Genomic DNA, 18,832 nt, shown 5'->3' on the forward strand with positions numbered 1-18,832 from the left:
AGCGGAATCTAACTAAAAACTTGTTGAAAAGGAAGTTAGGTGGGGGAATTGTTAGAGTTAAAAGGTAACTTATTTGAAGTTATGAAAGAAATTAGGGATGAGTTAGGTTCGCCTAATGATTTAACAATTAGGGAGGTTGCTCTTGCTGGTAGTTTTACACGCTGTGCTGTTGTTTTTTTATGTGGGCTAACAGATAAGGATAATGTTTATAAGTATGTAGTTCGTACGCTTCAATATGAAGAAGTACAAAAAGAAGCAGATGTGGTTCAAACATTATTGGATCGTTTGATTTCTATTGCGGAAGTCGGTAAGAAGACAACGTTTCCGGATATTATAAATGCGATTTTAGCAGGAGATACAGTTATATTAATTGATAATATTCAAACCGCTATCGTGATTAATAGTAGAGCTTGGGAAAAAAGAAGTTTAGAACCGCCGGTAACAGAAGATTTAATCCGTGGACCGAGGGTTGGATTAAATGAAGATATTAACGTGAATAAAATGTTAATTCGCCGTAGCTTACGTGACCCAAAGCTGAGATTTCAATCTTATATTATGGGGAAGAGATCCCAAAAAGAAGTGACTTTAGTATATATAGAAGACATTATTAATCCTTACATTGTAAAAGAGCTAGATCGGCGTCTTCAATCAATCGTGACAGATGTCGTTTTTGAGACGGGTACGATTGAGCAATTAATTCAAGATAATAATTTGTCACCGTTTCCGCAGTTTTTGAATACGGAAAGGCCTGATAATATTGTGGCCTCATTAGCGAAAGGAAAGGCAGCTATTTTGGTGGATGGATCACCCTTTGCTCTTATAGCTCCGCTAGTATTTGTTGATATTTTTCAATCTGTGGAAGATCACTATGAGCGTTGGGTAATTGGGACTTTATTAAGAATTTTGCGGATGGGTTCTGGTATAGTCGCAGTTTTAATGCCGGCGATGTATGTAGCGCTCGTCTCATATCATCAAGGACTTATTCCTTCTAAACTGGCGTATTCAATTGCTGGGGCAAGGGAAGGCGTTCCGTTTCCTGCTTATATAGAAACGTTAATGATGGCATTAACGATGGAGTTAATACGAGAAGCGGGAATTAGGTTGCCAAAACCGATGGGGCAAACAATTGGGATTGTAGGTGGTCTTGTCATTGGAGAAGCAGCGGTGAACGCAGGAATTGTAAATCCGTTTTTAGTTATCATTATTGCGGTTACAGCTATTGCTACCTTTTCTCTTCCTGTATATAGCATTACGATTACGTTTCGTATTTTACTTTTCGTCTTTGTGTTAGCAGCGACTGCTTTTGGTTTGTATGGAATTATTTTAGCGCTTATCGCACTTGCAGTTCATATTACAAATTTGAAGAGTGTTGGTATTCCTTATACAACACCTATAGCTCCAGCTTTTTATAAAGATTGGAAAGAAGAGCTTATTCGTTTGCCAAAATCAATGCTGAAAGAGAGACCGGAATACTTACAAACGAAGGATTCTACAATACGTCCAAAGGAGCGAGAATAATTGAAACCATTTGAGTATGGCGATGAAGAGATTGGATCTCGGGAAATTGGGTTTGCGGTATCTTCAACAATTATTGGTATAGGGGCATTGTCTATGCCAAGAGATATCGCTAACCAAACTTTATTTTCGGATGGTTGGATTATTTTGCTTTTGGGTGGATTGGTGTGTGCAGTTTTAGGTTGGTTTGTAACGAGGGTAGCTATTTTATTCCCGAAGCAAAACTTTGTTCAATATACAAGTGCGCATTTGACAAAGCCTGTTGCATACACGATTAGTAGCATTTTAGTATTAACGTTTGCTGCGTTGACAGCATATGAATCGCGAATGATTTCAGTCATTTCCCAAACGTATTTATTTAGTGATACACCGATACAACTACTGTCTTTCTTCTTCTTATTAGTTGTTATTTATGGAATAGCGGGATCAAGAGCGGCCTTATTAAGGTTAAATGTTCTATTTTTACCTATTGTTTTAATTGCAATCGTGCTTCTTTCTTTATTGAATATAAATTTAATGGAAATAAATAATTTACTACCAGCTTTTCAAACAAAAGTGAGTCAATATGCTATTGGAGTTAAGAATTCTATTTTTACATTTATTGGATTTGAAGTAGCTCTGTTTTATGCTGTGTTGTTAAATGATAAGACGGCAAAAAAAGCACCAATGGCAGTTGCGAAAGCGGTAATGGTAAATGTGCTGTCGTACATTTTAATTTATGTAACTTGTATTAGTGTTTTTACGTATATGACAACTCGTGGATTGACGTACCCAACAATTGAATTAGGGAAAGAAATTGAAATTGGTGGAGGATTTTTAGAAAGATTTGATGCAATTTTTTTTACAACTTGGATTATTACTATTTATAACACCACAGCCATGTATTACGACGTCGCATCTTTATTATTTTGTGCGATGTTTCCGAAAGTGAAGAAACATATTTTCATTTTTGTAAGTGCCCCAATTATTTTTATGGTGAATATGATACCTAGTAGTTTGAATGACTTGTCAAATTACGGAACGTATTTAGCTTGGATAGATATGGGGGTTGTCGTGTTAGCACCTTTGTTAGTTTTTATTGTATATAAAATAAAAAGAAGGAATGGTAGAAATGAAACACCTTCTTAAAATCATAATGCTTATAGTTTTAGTTGGATCTATAAGTGGGTGCTCTGAGTTAGAAGAAATAGAAGAAAGAGGATTTGTAGTAGGGGCAGCCTATGATATTGTGAAAAAAAAGAAAGCGAATCCAATTATGAAAGGGACGTATCAGATGGTACTCCCCAGTAAATTGTCGCAACAAAGTGGACAAGGTGGTGGAGATAGCGAAAATTATATTAATGTGAGTGCGAAGGCAGATAGTGTCTTTGAGCAAATACGAATTATCGCCAAAAAAATTAGTCGCTCACTATTCTTTCCGCATATACAAGTGATAATTTTTTCTAAAGATTTATTATCGAATCCATATGTTTTACAAAATACGTTAGATGTATATATTCGTGATCATGAGATGAGAAGAAATATACGTTTGTTCGTTTCTAAGAAAAATGCAGAAGCTATTTTGAAGCAGAGCGCTAAACCTGAAAATTTACCGGCGCAGTATATCGATATGTTAGCTGAACATCCTCCGAAAAATGCTCAAATGATTGAGGCTGCAAGAATTGGTGAAGTTCAGGAAAAGATGATTTCCAACCGAAGCTTCGTATTACCTATTCTTGAATTAACAAAGCAAGGGGTACAAATGAACGGGGCAGCGTTGTTTCGCGGGGAGGATAATAAGTGTGTAGGTAGTTTGAATGGAGAAGAAACATTTGGAATAAATTATATAATAGGTAAGAAAATTGGAGGATTCTTTACCATTCGTAAAAAAGACCAGCTTATTACATATGAAATTCATAAAATGCATCGGAAGATTAAAGTATCTACAGAAAATGCTACAAAACCGACGTTCGATATTCACTTATTTTTGGAAGGAACATTGGCTGAGTTGCATTTTAGTGATCATAAACAAATTATGGATGAAAAGCGATTAAAGAAAAACATCACGGAAGAAATGGAGAAACGCATTCAAAAATCGATTAAGCTTGTTCAAAAAAAATATAAGGTAGATGTATTAGAGTTAGGGGAAGTATATAAGCGGCATAATTATAAAGAATGGAAGAAGATAGATAAGAATTGGGATCAAGGTGAAAATTACTTTAGTAATGCTGAGATTACCGTTCATGTTCATCCGACAATTGAGCATTCAGGTTCAGCCTTACCGAAAAGAGTGAAATAAGGTGATGCAAGTTGTTTACTGGTCTAGGAATTAGTTGCACGATATTAATGGCGGTTCTTCCCGGGGCAATATATTTCCTTCATAAAAAATTTTCAACGTACGGAGCGCAGCCGTGGAAAGAAAAAAAGAAACCTGAATGATTTTCAGGTTTCTTTTGCGCAAAGCAAATGTGAAGGGGGATACCTTCTATGTATGCTTTGCTTTTATACAAGCCCTAACCAATGTACCAATTGTGTAGAGAGGAATGTCACAACAATGGCGATAACGGTAGGGATTGCAAACGATAAGAATGTCCATTTTGCACTTTTTGTTTCTTTATATATGTTAACCAGTGTTGTTCCGCATGGGAAATGAAGAAGTGAGAACAACATTGTGTTTAACGCTGTTAACCAAGTCCAACCATTTTCTAAGAATAAATTTTTAATTTGATTAAAATCATCTATTTCAGTTAAAGCTCCAGTTGATAAATAAGACATTAATAAAATCGGGATAACAATTTCATTAGCTGGTAGTCCAAGAATGAACGCAGCTAGAATAAAACCGTCAAGTCCTAACATTTTAGCAAATGGATCTAGGAAGTTTACAAAATACATAAGTAAGCTTGTGTCGCCGATGAAAATGTTAGCAAGTAACCAAGTTAATGCAGCCGCAGGGGCAGCTACAACGACAGCTCGTTTTAAAACATAAATAGATTTATCGAGTGTTGCACGTACAATTGTATTCCAAACTTTTGGCTTACGGTACGGTGGTAACTCAAGGGTGTAGTGAGTTGGCACACCTTTTAAAGCTGTTTTTGATAGTACCCAAGAAACAGTTAATGTCATAATAACACCAATTACAACCATCCCAACTACAACGCCAGCAGTAACTAATGTTTGCATACTACCTGTATAACCAGCAGCCATAAATAATGAAGCCATTAAAATTAACATAGGCCAGCGACCGTTACAAGGAACGAAGTTGTTTGTTAAGATTGCAAGCATACGTTCACGTGGTGATTCAATAATACGTGTTGACATAATAGCGGCTGCATTACAACCAAAGCCCATTGCCATTGTTAAAGATTGTTTGCCATGTGCACCTGAGCGTTTGAATAAGCGGTCCATATTAAATGCAACACGTGGTAAGTATCCGTAGTTTTCTAATAGTGCGAACATAGGGAAGAAGATTGCCATAGGTGGTAACATAACGCTAATAACAGCACCGATACCACGGAATAAACCAAGGATTAAAATGCCATGTAACCATTCAGGTGCATGTGCTGCCTGGAACCAAGATGTTAAATATCCTTCGGCCCATCCGAAGAATTCAGCAATCATATCAGACGGTACGTTAGCGCCTGCAATTGTAAGATAAAAAATAATAGATAAAATACCGAGCATAATTGGGAATCCCCAGATGGGAGATGTGAAAATTTTATCTAGTTTTTCAGAACGATACAATTTATCAGTGTTTGTATATTGAACAGACTCTTTACATATGCTTGCAGATGTTCGATAAATATCTCCGACAATATCATCTCGTATATCTTCTTTTGAAAGTGCTTGTGCATGTTGAATAATATAGTCTAATGGAAGAGCTTTACTGGCTGAGTGAGATTCCATTCATTACGACCTCCCTTACAAGTGGTTCGTTATGGTGTTTTTGAAGTGTAGTTAAGAAATTTTTATCTCCATCTAATATACGTAGCGCAATCCAACGTGCTGGATACGTATCACCGAACACTTTATAAATTTGTGGTTCTAATTCTTGAATCATACTTTCAATTTTTTCACTGTAAGAAACCTTAATTGGTGTCGGAATTAGTTTTTTATTTGCTACTTTAGCAATAACACTTAGCAAATGCCCAATACCTACTCGGTTACGAGCAGAAATCTTAACTACAGGTACACCGAGCGATTTTGCTAATTTCTTTTCATCAATAACGATGCCTTTTTTCTCTGCTTCATCAATTAAATTAATACAAATGACTACGTTGTTCGTCATTTCCATCACTTGGAGTGCTAAATTTAAATTTCTTTCCATTGCAGTTGCATCTATAACAACGACAGTTACTTCTGGTTTTTCAAATATAATATAATCTCTTGCTACTTCTTCATCCGCAGAATTTGAATATAGTGAGTAAGTTCCAGGTAAATCTATTAATGTATATTTATTTCCGTTATGTTCGTATTCCCCTTCAGCTTTTAAAACAGTTTTTCCCGTCCAGTTTCCAGTGTGTTGTTTTAAGCCTGTTAAAGTATTAAATAATGTACTTTTCCCGGTGTTCGGGTTGCCAGCTAAAGCAATACGATGTTTGCTCATCTGAAATCATCTCCTATTAATACCCCGAAAATAAGGGAACTTTCTTCCTTGCGCAATGCAATAGTTGTATTGCTTACTTGATAAGCGACCGGATCTCCAAGTGGACTGCGTTGTAATACTTTAATCGTTGCCCCAGGGATAAATCCCAAATCTAATAAACGTCGTTTCATAGTTCCTTCTAATTGTATCTTCTCAATCTGTACAAACTCTCCTGTTTTAAATTCGGAAAGTGGTTTTGTATTAGCCGATACCATAAAAGTTACCTCATCTCTATATTGTTAGTTTAAGTTTAAAAAGTTTCCTTAGGTAAACTTTTTGTTAGTAATATAGTAGACTACATTGGATGATGCTGTCAATTGGTACTTTAAAAATATTCATTTATTTTTAGAATTGTTCCAATTTATTTAGTTGTACTAAAAAATATTAATGAAATTCTGTTGAATGTAAATGAAGTAAGAGTGCAAAAGTTAAAAAATATAATGGATTTGTAAATGTATTTTTAATTAAAAGGGGAAAAGAGCAAAAAACATTTACATTGAATTTACATTGTTAAGAATAAATTTACATTACTGCTTAATTAGTGTGGATTTTGTTGGGTTCTTTAACTATAAATGTTGGGATTCCTAGCTTTTAAAGATTATTATGGTCATTTACTTAAAATTAAAAATTGCTTAACACTCACATAATATTGTTGTCCTACAATGAATTTGTGTTCGAAAGAAAATGAATTCGAAAAGTGATAATCCAAATGGGGGTACAAGACATGGTTATGAAAAAAGGTATTAAATTTTCTTTAGCAGCTTTAGTGGTGGCAGGAGCGTTAGTTGGATGTGGGAAAGCAGATGATACAGCTAGTAAAGAAACTGCTAAAGGAAGCGATAATACAAAACAAGAATTATCAGGTACGATTGCAGCGGCTGGTTCTACAGCTCTTCTACCTCTTGCGGAGGAAGCTGGAAAGAAATTCATGGAGAAAAATTCAAAAGTTTCGATTCAAGTTCAAGGTGGCGGTAGTGGAACTGGGATTAACCAAGTAGCATCGGGTGCAGTACAAATTGGTAATTCAGATGTTCCATCAGGAGATAAAATAAAAGATGCTGAAAAAGCAAAAGAATTAGTAGATAACAAGGTTGCGGGTATTGCATTCGCACTTGTCGTAAATAAAGATGTAAAAGTTGATAACTTAACAGTACAACAAGTACAAGATATCTTCACTGGAAAAGTAACAAACTGGAAAGAGGTAGGCGGGAAAGATGAAAAAATCAACGTAATTAACCGTCCGGCTTCATCTGGTACACGTGCTACATTTGAAAAGACAGTTATGAAAGACGCGAAAATTAATGATGGAACTGGTACAACACAAGATTCTAACGGTGCAGTAGAGCAAGCGATCAATTCTACGCCAGGGTCAGTAAGTTATTTAGCAATGTCTTACATGGTTGGCGATAAAAAAGGTGCACTACAAACAGTGAAAATTGATGGTTCTGAACCAAAAGTTGAAAACATTTCGTCTGGTAAATATCCATTCTGGTCTTATGAATACATGGTAACAAAAGGTGAAGCGAAAGAAGCAACGAAAGCTTACATTGACTATGTAAAAGGTAAAGATTTTGAAAAGCAAGTAGAAGATATGGGTTACATTCCAATGTCTAAATTAAATAAGTAATAAAATTTTATGGGGCTGGCTGCAAGGCCAGTCCTGTTCATTTCAATCTATGAAGTGGGGTCTGACCTGTGATGAAGGGGAAAAAACAAATTAATTACGTAAAAAGTGAGTATATAGGAAGATCGCTTGTTACGTTTTGTGGTATTTTTATTGTTTTAATTACATTAGCTATTATTGCGTTTATTTGCGGTAAAGGTATTCAATCTTTTACACAAAGCGGTATCTCATTTACTGAGATGTTAACATCGACAAAGTGGAATCCGAATGCTGACGAAGGAACCTTTGGGGCTTTGATTTTCATTGTAGGTTCAACAGTAGTTTCGTTAGGTGCGGTTATTATTAGTGCGCCAATTGCTATAGCACTTGCTATATTCATGAATTTAATTTCGCCGAAGTTTGGAAATAAAGTGTTGAAGCCTGTTTTAGAATTATTAGTTGGTATTCCTTCGGTTGTATACGGATTATTAGGGGTTACGATTTTAGTACCGCTATTACGTGATTCATTCGGGGGAGTGGGCTTTAGTTTAATTGCGGGTATTGTTGTATTAAGTATTATGATTTTACCTACTATTGCTAGTATCGCTTCTGATGCAATACGCTCTGTTCCATTTGATTATTTAGAAGCTTCTTACGGTCTAGGATCAACGAAATGGCAAGCGGTTAGCCGAGTGATTGTTCCTGCTGCGAAAAAAGGGATTTTAACAGGTATTGTTTTAGGTTTGGCGCGTGCTTTTGGTGAAGCATTAGCGGTTCAAATGGTAATCGGAAACACGATTAAATTACCAGAAGGAATATATAGTCCGACAGCAACGTTAACTGGTATTTTGACAATGGACATGACAAATACATTGAACGGAACTGCTTGGAACAATGCGCTATGGACTTTAGCGATGATTTTACTTGTTATTTCATTCCTGTTTATTTTAGTAATTCGAGCGATTGGGCAAAGAGGTGAGCGATAATAATGAACGCAAGAACGGTAAATAAAATTTGGACAGGTATCTTTTACGCAGTTGCAGCTTTAGTTGTAGCTTTGCTAGTATTCTTAGTGTTTGAAATTTTGCAAAAGGGCTGGGGATTTTGGGATCCTAATTTCTTGTTTGGAGAACCAAGTAATACAAGAGCTGGTGGTGGGATTGGTCCGCAGTTATTCAATTCCTTCTACATGCTTGTTATAACGCTTGTTATATCTATTCCTCTTGGGTTAGGTGCTGGAATATATTTAGCGGAGTACGCAAAACAAGGGCGTTTTTTAAATTTTGTTCGTTTATGTATTGAGACAATGGCGTCTTTACCTTCTATTGTTGTTGGTTTATTCGGTTTGCTAGTGTTCGTTACAATGACGGGCTGGGGGTACACAGTAATGGGTGGTGCTCTTGCTCTAACTATTTTAAACTTACCAGGTTTAACACGTGTTTGTGAAAATGCAATTTCAGAAGTTCCTCATAATGTAAAAGAGGCAAGTCTTGGTTTAGGTGCAACGAAGTGGCAAACGATTGCTCGTATTATTATTCCGTCGTCATTACCGCAAATTATTACAGGTATTATTTTAGCGGCGGGTCGTATATTTGGGGAAGCGGCCGCACTGATTTACACAGCGGGTTTAACATCCCCAATTTTAAATTCAGCAGCGGACTTCTCAAGTCCTGCGCATCCTTTAAATCCATTTAGACCAGCTGAAACATTAGCGGTTCATATTTGGAAGTTGAATTCTGAAGGAGTTATTCCAGATGCGAAGTTGATCGCGACAAAATCTGCAGCTGTATTAATTATTATGGTATTACTATTCAACGTTATTTCGCGATTGGTAGCATCTGTATTGCACAAACGTTTTACAGGAACGAAAAGAAAAAGTAAAACGACGAAGAAGGTAAAAGCAGCATAAATGATAAAGAGGAACTCTCCACTTATAAGTAGGGAGTTCTTTTTGTATTTTAATATAGAAGGAATGGATGTAAGGGTTGTTGAATTTGTAATTGATTATATAGATGAATAGGTGCGAATGAGAGGGGAAGTTAATTTGTTTTTTCTGCAAATGTCAGGTTTTCCAGGATCGGGAAAATCCACAGTTTCTAAGTATATAGCAAAGTTAACGGGTGCTGTAATTGTAGATCATGATGTTTTGAAATCGGCATTGTTACAATCATTAGAAATGAAAGGGATTGAATCGACGATTGTTGGAGGAGTATCATACGATATTGAATGGGTATTGATTGATTCTTATTTAGAACAAGGGCATAGTGTGATATTGGATAGTCCATGTCTATATGAAGGGATGGTTGAAAAAGGAATGAAGCTGTCTAATAAACATGGTGTAAAATATAAATATATTGAATGTTACCTTAATGATATGGAAGAGATTAATAATAGGCTACAAACACGTAAGCGTATGGTCAGTCAAATTGGAAGAGTGGATTCGGAAGTAGCTTTTAAAAAGTGGTTAGATGGTAGTGAAAGACCTTCGAATGCTGAATATCTTATTATAGATTCTGGTGAACTTTTAGAGCGATATGCTCAAAAAATGATGGCTTATATGAGTAGGTAGAGAAAAAGCGTTATCTTCATGAATGAAGATAACGCTTTTTCTTTTAAATATCAGGTGTTTCTGTAGAAGTGCTTATTTTTCTACGAGAGCGTCTTTTTCTCCCGATTTTATCTAATAATTCATACATAACTGGAACGACTACTAATGTAAGAACGGTTGAGACTGCTAAACCACCGATGACAACGACCGCCAAACTTTTTGATACCATGCTTCCTGCTTGCGATTGACCAAATAGGAGAGGAAGCATCGCGACGATCGTCGTTATAGCTGTCATAATAATTGGACGTAATCTGGTGGATCCCGCTTCTAATAAGGCATCTCTTGTTTCCATTCCGTGTTCTCGATTTTGTTGCACTCTTTCTATTAATACAATAGCGTTTGTAACGACAATCCCGATTAACATTAATGCGCCAATCAAGGAATTTATATCAACGGGTGTTCCTGAAATGATTAATCCTAAAATACCGCCAACAGCAGCTAATGGCAAGGAGAACAGAATTGCAAAAGGAGCGCGCGCCTGTCCAAAGGTGATAACCATAATTAAATATACAATCCCGATTGCAATCCCCATAATTTTGAATAAATCTGTGAAGTTTTCTTGCATAGATTCAGTTGCGCCTGCAATAGTTACTTTTGCGCCGTTAGGTAAGTCTAGTTTAGCTATCGTTTCGTTTACTTCTGCGCTTACTTTACTTAAATCTTCATTTGAGGCCTCAGCAGTAATTTGAATCGTTTCTTTTCCGTCTTTATGGAAAATTTCTGTTTGAAGCTGCTTTTCTGAAATAGTTGCAATGTTTTTTAAAGGGATTGGTCCATTAATAGGTGATAATATGTTTGTGTTTAAAATGTCTTCTCGTTTAGTAACGTTTTCTTTTTTGTGTTCTATCATAATAGTTGTTTTTTCATTATTGATTGAAACTTCACCGATAGGTGATTTCTTCATAAGGAATGCCACTTGTTGAGCTGCTAATTCTGGTGTTAATCCTAGTTGTTCGGCCTTTGTTTGATCAATATGGATTTGCCATTCTTTCTTAGAGTCTTCTAAATTCGTTTTTACTTTAGAAAGAGAATCCATATCTTTTAGTTTTGTTTCGACGAGAGTAGCAGCCTCTTTTAAATTCGTTTCGTTGGTTGCTGTTACGTTAAATTGCAAATTGTTGCCGCCGCCAGAGCTTGAATAACTCATTTTTATATAATCAAGTTTAGCGGGTTCAAAGGTTTTATTTTCTTTTTTTAACTCTTTAATATATTGATCAATATTAGAGCCTTTCTTGAAGACTACTAATATACTTGCGAGATTGTTTTTCGTCGTTTGCCCCCATTGTGCATCTTCTGCGCTAGATCCCATTCGTAAAATAACATCCGTTACATCCGAGTTAGAAAGTAATTTCTTTTCGAAATCGAAAGCTTTTTGTTTTTGCGTTTCAGGGGCGTAATCAGCTGGGAAAGTCATGTTAATAGATAACATTGTGTCGTCTTCAGATTTTATATTCGCTTTGGGTAGTAATACATAGGCTGCAATCGATCCTGCGAATAACAAAAAAGAAGTAAGTAGAATAATGAATTTATGTGAAAGAGCCCACTTTAATGTAGCGACATATCGTGGTGAAGAACTTGGCTTTCTGTGCTTTGTTTTTTTGAGTAGTAAAAAAGCCATAAGTGGAACAACTGTTAGTGCGACGATTAAGGATGATAGTATAGAATATACAACTGCTAATACCATAGGTAACATTAATTTTCCGATTACCCCTGATACGAGACCGATAGGTAAGAAAACAGCAACCGTTGTTAAAGTAGAAGAAGTAATTGCAACGGCGACCTCTTTCGTTGCATCGAGAATAATATCTTTAGAGAAAGATTCTTTTTGTAAACGACGGAAAATATTCTCAATGACAACGATGCTATCATCGACGAGACGCCCAACTGCAACAGCTAAACCACCAAGAGTTAGGATGTTAAGTGTAATGTTAGATTGGTGTAGTAAAAAGAGAGTTAATAAAATAGATAATGGAATACTGACAACAGCAATGAGTGTCGTTCGGAAGTTACGTAAAAAAATTAAGATGATTAGAGTTGCAGCAATTGCCCCAAGGATTACTTCTTTTCCCATGCTAGTAACAGCATTTTCAACTTGTTCATGAGTTGAGGCTAAAAGTTTAATAGAAAACTGATCTTTATATTGTTTACTTATATCTTTGATTTTCTTATCGATTTCTTTTCCGATTGCAACCGCATTTTTACTAGGCTCTTTCATGATGATTAATCCAGTGCCTTCTTCTCCGTTTATATGTGAGATTGTATCGTAGTGCTGTTTCAGTTCAATTTGAGCAACATCTTGCAATTTTACTTGAGGTGCAACGGTGACGTTTTTAATGTCATCTACATTTTTGATATCCCCAATGACGCGAAGATTATATTCTTCTTTATTAACAGTAATGGCTCCAGCTGGAGTGGACGTTTCTTTTCCTTGTAAAACTTTTAATATTTGCTCGGTTGTTACGTTTTTATCTTTTAATTGATTTGGGTCTAGTACGATAGATAATTCGGAAGTTGATTTTCCGAAAAACATAACGTTGGCAACGCCATCAATGTTTTCGAGTTGAGGTACGATCTCTTTTTCGATTTGTTTTTCATCTGCTTTTGAAAATCCATTTTGTTTCTGGATTGCAATTTGAGCGAGTGGAATCATAGAAGTATTTAACTGGCTCACTACGGGTTTCGTTGCATCTTTAGGTAGTTTAATTGTATTAATGGCTTTTTCAACCTCGCGTGCTGCATCTTTCATATTTGCTTTGGACGTATACGCGATATCGATGCGTGATAATCCCTCGTGAGTAGAAGAGGTGATGCTATCGATATGTTCTAAATTGCGAAATTGTTTTTCAAGGGGATCCGTTATTTCTTTCGTCATTGCTTCAGCGTCAAGTCCTGGAGATAAGGTTGTGACAGTGACTGCAGGATTATCGATGCTTGGTAAAAATTCCATAGGTAATTTGGAACCGGAATAAACGCCGAGTATGGAAATGAGAAACACCATGATGATAACAGCGGCGCGGTTTTTTAACGAAAACTTTGTTAACCTATCCATAAAGTAATTCCTCCATCGGTTTATTTGTAGTTGAGTACGTCCTTTCTTACTATATAACAAAAAATGGATATTTTTCATTAATTAAATGTAAAAAAATTCTAACAATAATCTTAAGTTAATGTTTTTAGTGCAATTTTGTTGTTTATCCCACTATTCGCTGGGCGCTAAGACCCTCGTTTTAAAATTCGGTTGGATTCGAGCGGTCTGATCCGTTAATAATCTTGGGGAAGAACAAAATCAAAAATCAGCATGTTCGCTTTATTATAGAAAGTGAACATACTGATTGGAGAGCGAAGTACTGAATCTCTTTTTTTTAGTGTGGATTGATTTGTAATGTTATATTGTTGGCCTATAGAGAGGTAAATGGTATGGGCTTTAATATAGAAGAGAATAGGTTTATAAAATGCAGTTGGGTCAATTAGAGTGTGTATTGGTATACAATTTAAAATGGCTGTTTTCTGTAGAGGGGGTGAGGTGTTTCTATATAGAAGAAAGTAGGTTGGATATTTTTTGTGTTTTTTTATAAAAACACTTGTTATTTGAAAAACATGATGGTATATTAATAAACGTCGCTGATGCGGAAACGCAGAAAACGACAAAAAAGAAATTTTAAAACATAGTTGACATCGAAAAATGAAGATGTTAATATGATGAAGTCGCTTCTGAAGCGGCAGACAAGTTCTTTGAAAACTGAACGAAACAAACAACGTGAAACGTCAATTTTTATTTTTAGATGCTAGACAAACTAACTTTATTGGAGAGTTTGATCCTGGCTCAGGATGAACGCTGGCGGCGTGCCTAATACATGCAAGTCGAGCGAATGGATTGAGAGCTTGCTCTCAAGAAGTTAGCGGCGGACGGGTGAGTAACACGTGGGTAACCTGCCCATAAGACTGGGATAACTCCGGGAAACCGGGGCTAATACCGGATAACATTTTGAACTGCATGGTTCGAAATTGAAAGGCGGCTTCGGCTGTCACTTATGGATGGACCCGCGTCGCATTAGCTAGTTGGTGAGGTAACGGCTCACCAAGGCAACGATGCGTAGCCGACCTGAGAGGGTGATCGGCCACACTGGGACTGAGACACGGCCCAGACTCCTACGGGAGGCAGCAGTAGGGAATCTTCCGCAATGGACGAAAGTCTGACGGAGCAACGCCGCGTGAGTGATGAAGGCTTTCGGGTCGTAAAACTCTGTTGTTAGGGAAGAACAAGTGCTAGTTGAATAAGCTGGCACCTTGACGGTACCTAACCAGAAAGCCACGGCTAACTACGTGCCAGCAGCCGCGGTAATACGTAGGTGGCAAGCGTTATCCGGAATTATTGGGCGTAAAGCGCGCGCAGGTGGTTTCTTAAGTCTGATGTGAAAGCCCACGGCTCAACCGTGGAGGGTCATTGGAAACTGGGAGACTTGAGTGCAGAAGAGGAAAGTGGAATTCCATGTGTAGCGGTGAAATGCGTAGAGATATGGAGGAACACCAGTGGCGAAGGCGACTTTCTGGTCTGTAACTGACACTGAGGCGCGAAAGCGTGGGGAGCAAACAGGATTAGATACCCTGGTAGTCCACGCCGTAAACGATGAGTGCTAAGTGTTAGAGGGTTTCCGCCCTTTAGTGCTGAAGTTAACGCATTAAGCACTCCGCCTGGGGAGTACGGCCGCAAGGCTGAAACTCAAAGGAATTGACGGGGGCCCGCACAAGCGGTGGAGCATGTGGTTTAATTCGAAGCAACGCGAAGAACCTTACCAGGTCTTGACATCCTCTGAAAACCCTAGAGATAGGGCTTCTCCTTCGGGAGCAGAGTGACAGGTGGTGCATGGTTGTCGTCAGCTCGTGTCGTGAGATGTTGGGTTAAGTCCCGCAACGAGCGCAACCCTTGATCTTAGTTGCCATCATTAAGTTGGGCACTCTAAGGTGACTGCCGGTGACAAACCGGAGGAAGGTGGGGATGACGTCAAATCATCATGCCCCTTATGACCTGGGCTACACACGTGCTACAATGGACGGTACAAAGAGCTGCAAGACCGCGAGGTGGAGCTAATCTCATAAAACCGTTCTCAGTTCGGATTGTAGGCTGCAACTCGCCTACATGAAGCTGGAATCGCTAGTAATCGCGGATCAGCATGCCGCGGTGAATACGTTCCCGGGCCTTGTACACACCGCCCGTCACACCACGAGAGTTTGTAACACCCGAAGTCGGTGGGGTAACCTTTTTGGAGCCAGCCGCCTAAGGTGGGACAGATGATTGGGGTGAAGTCGTAACAAGGTAGCCGTATCGGAAGGTGCGGCTGGATCACCTCCTTTCTATGGAGAATTGATGAACGCTGTTCATCAATATAAGTTTCCGTGTTTCGTTTTGTTCAGTTTTGAGAGAACTATATCTCATATATAAATGTATGTTCTTTGAAAACTAGATAACAGTGTAGCTCATATTTTTTAATTTTTAGTTTGGTTAAGTTAGAAAGGGCGCACGGTGGATGCCTTGACACTAGGAGTCGATGAAGGACGGGACTAACGCCGATATGCTTCGGGGAGCTGTAAGTAAGCTTTGATCCGAAGATTTCCGAATGGGGAAACCCACCATACGTAATGGTATGGTATCCTTACCTGAATACATAGGGTAAGGAAGACAGACCCAGGGAACTGAAACATCTAAGTACCTGGAGGAAGAGAAAGCAAATGCGATTTCCTGAGTAGCGGCGAGCGAAACGGAACATAGCCCAAACCAAGAGGCTTGCCTCTTGGGGTTGTAGGACATTCTATACGGAGTTACAAAGGAATGAGGTAGACGAAGCGACCTGGAAAGGTCCGTCGTAGAGGGTAACAACCCCGTAGTCGAAACTTCATTCTCTCTTGAATGTATCCTGAGTACGGCGGAACACGTGAAATTCCGTCGGAATCTGGGAGGACCATCTCCCAAGGCTAAATACTCCCTAGTGATCGATAGTGAACCAGTACCGTGAGGGAAAGGTGAAAAGCACCCCGGAAGGGGAGTGAAAGAGATCCTGAAACCGTGTGCCTACAAATAGTCAGAGCCCGTTAATGGGTGATGGCGTGCCTTTTGTAGAATGAACCGGCGAGTTACGATCCCGTGCGAGGTTAAGCTGAAGAGGCGGAGCCGCAGCGAAAGCGAGTCTGAATAGGGCGTTTAGTACGTGGTCGTAGACCCGAAACCAGGTGATCTACCCATGTCCAGGGTGAAGTTCAGGTAACACTGAATGGAGGCCCGAACCCACGCACGTTGAAAAGTGCGGGGATGAGGTGTGGGTAGCGGAGAAATTCCAATCGAACCTGGAGATAGCTGGTTCTCCCCGAAATAGCTTTAGGGCTAGCCTTAAGTGTAAGAGTCTTGGAGGTAGAGCACTGATTGAACTAGGGGTCCTCATCGGATTACCGAATTCAGTCAAACTCCGAATGCCAATGACTTATCCTTAGGAGTCAGACTGCGAGTGATAAGATCCGTAGTCAAGAGGGAAACAGCCCAGATCGCCAGCTAAGGTCCCAAAGTGTGTATTAAGTGGAAAAGGATGTGGAGTTGCTTAGACAACTAGGATGTTGGCTTAGAAGCAGCCACCATTTAAAGAGTGCGTAATAGCTCACTAGTCGAGTGACTCTGCGCCGAAAATGTACCGGGGCTAAATACACCACCGAAGCTGCGAATTGATACCAATGGTATCAGTGGTAGGGGAGCGTTCTAAGTGCAGTGAAGTCAGACCGGAAGGACTGGTGGAGCGCTTAGAAGTGAGAATGCCGGTATGAGTAGCGAAAGACGGGTGAGAATCCCGTCCACCGAATGCCTAAGGTTTCCTGAGGAAGGCTCGTCCGCTCAGGGTTAGTCAGGACCTAAGCCGAGGCCGACAGGCGTAGGCGATGGACAACAGGTTGATATTCCTGTACCACCTCTTTATCGTTTGAGCAATGGAGGGACGCAGAAGGATAGAAGAAGCGTGCGATTGGTTGTGCACGTCCAAGCAGTTAGGCTGATAAGTAGGCAAATCCGCTTATCGTGAAGGCTGAGCTGTGATGGGGAAGCTCCTTATGGAGCGAAGTCTTTGATTCCCCGCTGCCAAGAAAAGCTTCTAGCGAGATAAAAGGTGCCTGTACCGCAAACCGACACAGGTAGGCGAGGAGAGAATCCTAAGGTGTGCGAGAGAACTCTGGTTAAGGAACTCGGCAAAATGACCCCGTAACTTCGGGAGAAGGGGTGCTTTCTTAACGGAAAGCCGCAGTGAATAGGCCCAAGCGACTGTTTAGCAAAAACACAGCTCTCTGCGAAGCCGTAAGGCGAAGTATAGGGGGTGACACCTGCCCGGTGCTGGAAGGTTAAGGAGAGGGGTTAGCGTAAGCGAAGCTCTGAACTGAAGCCCCAGTAAACGGCGGCCGTAACTATAACGGTCCTAAGGTAGCGAAATTCCTTGTCGGGTAAGTTCCGACCCGCACGAAAGGTGTAACGATTTGGGCACTGTCTCAACCAGAGACTCGGTGAAATTATAGTACCTGTGAAGATGCAGGTTACCCGCGACAGGACGGAAAGACCCCGTGGAGCTTTACTGTAGCCTGATATTGAATTTTGGTACAGTTTGTACAGGATAGGCGGGAGCCATTGAAACCGGAGCGCTAGCTTCGGTGGAGGCGCTGGTGGGATACCGCCCTGACTGTATTGAAATTCTAACCTACGGGTCTTATCGACCCGGGAGACAGTGTCAGGTGGGCAGTTTGACTGGGGCGGTCGCCTCCTAAAGTGTAACGGAGGCGCCCAAAGGTTCCCTCAGAATGGTTGGAAATCATTCGTAGAGTGCAAAGGCATAAGGGAGCTTGACTGCGAGACCTACAAGTCGAGCAGGGACGAAAGTCGGGCTTAGTGATCCGGTGGTTCCGCATGGAAGGGCCATCGCTCAACGGATAAAAGCTACCCCGGGGATAACAGGCTTATCTCCCCCAAGAGTCCACATCGACGGGGAGGTTTGGCACCTCGATGTCGGCTCATCGCATCCTGGGGCTGTAGTCGGTCCCAAGGGTTGGGCTGTTCGCCCATTAAAGCGGTACGCGAGCTGGGTTCAGAACGTCGTGAGACAGTTCGGTCCCTATCCGTCGTGGGCGTAGGAAATTTGAGAGGAGCTGTCCTTAGTACGAGAGGACCGGGATGGACGCACCGCTGGTGTACCAGTTGTTCTGCCAAGGGCATAGCTGGGTAGCTATGTGCGGAAGGGATAAGTGCTGAAAGCATCTAAGCATGAAGCCCCCCTCAAGATGAGATTTCCCATAGCGTAAGCTAGTAAGATCCCTGAAAGATGATCAGGTTGATAGGTTCGAGGTGGAAGCATGGTGACATGTGGAGCTGACGAATACTAATAGATCGAGGACTTAACCATATAATATGAAGCAATGTTATCTAGTTTTGAAAGAATATAAAAAACTTGTTGACTTTAAAAGTTAA

General features: G+C 39.6%; 11 protein-coding genes and 2 rRNA genes. 9 read left to right on the plus strand and 4 right to left on the minus strand.

All coding sequences use genetic code 11. The features are described from left to right. The first annotated feature begins 39 nt into the window (after positions 1 to 39). Genes gerLA through ACHZK0_RS03655 form a run of 3 tightly spaced genes read left to right on the plus strand, consistent with a single transcriptional unit; the run spans position 40 to position 3,793 of the window. Positions 40 to 1,518 (plus strand): spore germination protein GerLA, encoded by a 1,479-nt coding sequence (gerLA, locus tag ACHZK0_RS03645; protein WP_262741548.1) that lies wholly within the window; start codon positions 40 to 42, stop codon positions 1,516 to 1,518. Then, a complete protein-coding gene (gerLB, locus tag ACHZK0_RS03650; protein ID WP_262741547.1) occupies positions 1,519 to 2,643 on the plus strand; it encodes a spore germination protein GerLB in 1,125 nt (374 codons plus the stop codon). Further along, positions 2,627 to 3,793 (plus strand): Ger(x)C family spore germination protein, encoded by a 1,167-nt coding sequence (locus tag ACHZK0_RS03655; RefSeq protein ID WP_270606198.1) that lies wholly within the window; start codon positions 2,627 to 2,629, stop codon positions 3,791 to 3,793. Before gerLB ends, ACHZK0_RS03655 begins: the two co-directional genes overlap by 17 nt. A gap of 203 nt (positions 3,794 to 3,996) precedes the next feature. Here ACHZK0_RS03655 and ACHZK0_RS03660 read toward each other — a convergent pair whose 3' ends face one another. The 3 genes from ACHZK0_RS03660 to ACHZK0_RS03670 are packed head-to-tail and all read right to left on the minus strand — an operon-like array spanning position 3,997 to position 6,351. Beyond that, positions 3,997 to 5,397: a nucleoside recognition domain-containing protein gene (locus ACHZK0_RS03660; protein WP_061676309.1), complete on the minus strand. Its 1,401-nt coding sequence runs from the start codon at positions 5,395 to 5,397 to the stop codon at positions 3,997 to 3,999. Next, positions 5,375 to 6,097 carry a FeoB small GTPase domain-containing protein gene (locus ACHZK0_RS03665; protein WP_270606199.1) on the minus strand — a complete coding sequence of 241 codons (723 nt, stop codon included), beginning with the start codon at positions 6,095 to 6,097 and terminating at the stop codon, positions 5,375 to 5,377. Before ACHZK0_RS03665 ends, ACHZK0_RS03660 begins: the two co-directional genes overlap by 23 nt. Beyond that, positions 6,094 to 6,351, minus strand: coding sequence for a FeoA family protein (locus ACHZK0_RS03670; protein WP_000252989.1), 258 nt, complete (start codon positions 6,349 to 6,351; stop codon positions 6,094 to 6,096). The genes ACHZK0_RS03665 and ACHZK0_RS03670 overlap by 4 nt, the downstream gene beginning before the upstream one ends. A gap of 509 nt (positions 6,352 to 6,860) precedes the next feature. Between ACHZK0_RS03670 and ACHZK0_RS03675 the strand changes: the two genes are divergently transcribed. The 4 genes from ACHZK0_RS03675 to ACHZK0_RS03690 all read left to right on the plus strand — a co-directional run bounded on the left by ACHZK0_RS03675 (position 6,861) and on the right by ACHZK0_RS03690 (position 10,308). Continuing rightward, positions 6,861 to 7,763 carry a phosphate ABC transporter substrate-binding protein PstS family protein gene (locus tag ACHZK0_RS03675; protein WP_000245096.1) on the plus strand — a complete coding sequence of 301 codons (903 nt, stop codon included), beginning with the start codon at positions 6,861 to 6,863 and terminating at the stop codon, positions 7,761 to 7,763. A gap of 71 nt (positions 7,764 to 7,834) precedes the next feature. After that, entirely contained in the window at positions 7,835 to 8,725 is an 891-nt protein-coding gene (gene pstC / locus ACHZK0_RS03680; protein ID WP_000676674.1) for a phosphate ABC transporter permease subunit PstC, read from the plus strand. Between the two features lie 2 nt (positions 8,726 to 8,727). Beyond that, positions 8,728 to 9,648 (plus strand): phosphate ABC transporter permease PstA, encoded by a 921-nt coding sequence (pstA, locus tag ACHZK0_RS03685; protein WP_097917667.1) that lies wholly within the window; start codon positions 8,728 to 8,730, stop codon positions 9,646 to 9,648. A gap of 135 nt (positions 9,649 to 9,783) precedes the next feature. Then, positions 9,784 to 10,308, plus strand: coding sequence for an AAA family ATPase (locus ACHZK0_RS03690; protein WP_270606200.1), 525 nt, complete (start codon positions 9,784 to 9,786; stop codon positions 10,306 to 10,308). A 43-nt stretch (positions 10,309 to 10,351) separates the two neighbouring features. On the opposite strand, the gene ACHZK0_RS03695 is transcribed toward ACHZK0_RS03690, so the two are convergent. Further along, positions 10,352 to 13,396, minus strand: a complete 3,045-nt coding sequence (locus ACHZK0_RS03695) for an efflux RND transporter permease subunit (protein WP_395761164.1) — start codon at positions 13,394 to 13,396, stop codon at positions 10,352 to 10,354. Positions 13,397 to 14,147: 751 nt separating this feature from the next. On the opposite strand from ACHZK0_RS03695, the gene ACHZK0_RS03700 reads away from it, so the two are divergent. Together ACHZK0_RS03700 and ACHZK0_RS03705 are read left to right on the plus strand one after the other, a co-directional pair. Continuing rightward, positions 14,148 to 15,699, plus strand: a 16S ribosomal RNA gene (locus ACHZK0_RS03700). A gap of 146 nt (positions 15,700 to 15,845) precedes the next feature. Continuing rightward, positions 15,846 to 18,767 (plus strand): 23S ribosomal RNA (locus ACHZK0_RS03705). The 16S and 23S rRNA genes sit together here, the layout of an rRNA operon. The last annotated feature ends 65 nt before the right edge of the window (positions 18,768 to 18,832 follow it).

Source organism: Bacillus sp. 3G2 (assembly GCF_044324725.1).
GTDB classification, from domain to species: Bacteria; Bacillota; Bacilli; order Bacillales; family Bacillaceae_G; genus Bacillus_A; species Bacillus_A mobilis.

What these genes read in the sequence shown, in the direction of transcription:
- ACHZK0_RS03675 (WP_000245096.1), top strand. Translation starts at nt 6,861, where the DNA reads ATGGTTATGAAAAAAGGTATTAAATTTTCTTTAGCAGCTTTAGTGGTG.
- ACHZK0_RS03695 (WP_395761164.1), bottom strand. Translation starts at nt 13,396, where the DNA reads ATGGATAGGTTAACAAAGTTTTCGTTAAAAAACCGCGCCGCTGTTATC.
- ACHZK0_RS03655 (WP_270606198.1), top strand. Translation starts at nt 2,627, where the DNA reads ATGAAACACCTTCTTAAAATCATAATGCTTATAGTTTTAGTTGGATCT.
- ACHZK0_RS03665 (WP_270606199.1), bottom strand. Translation starts at nt 6,097, where the DNA reads ATGAGCAAACATCGTATTGCTTTAGCTGGCAACCCGAACACCGGGAAA.
- pstC (WP_000676674.1), top strand. Translation starts at nt 7,835, where the DNA reads ATGAAGGGGAAAAAACAAATTAATTACGTAAAAAGTGAGTATATAGGA.
- pstA (WP_097917667.1), top strand. Translation starts at nt 8,728, where the DNA reads ATGAACGCAAGAACGGTAAATAAAATTTGGACAGGTATCTTTTACGCA.
- ACHZK0_RS03660 (WP_061676309.1), bottom strand. Translation starts at nt 5,397, where the DNA reads ATGGAATCTCACTCAGCCAGTAAAGCTCTTCCATTAGACTATATTATT.
- ACHZK0_RS03670 (WP_000252989.1), bottom strand. Translation starts at nt 6,351, where the DNA reads ATGGTATCGGCTAATACAAAACCACTTTCCGAATTTAAAACAGGAGAG.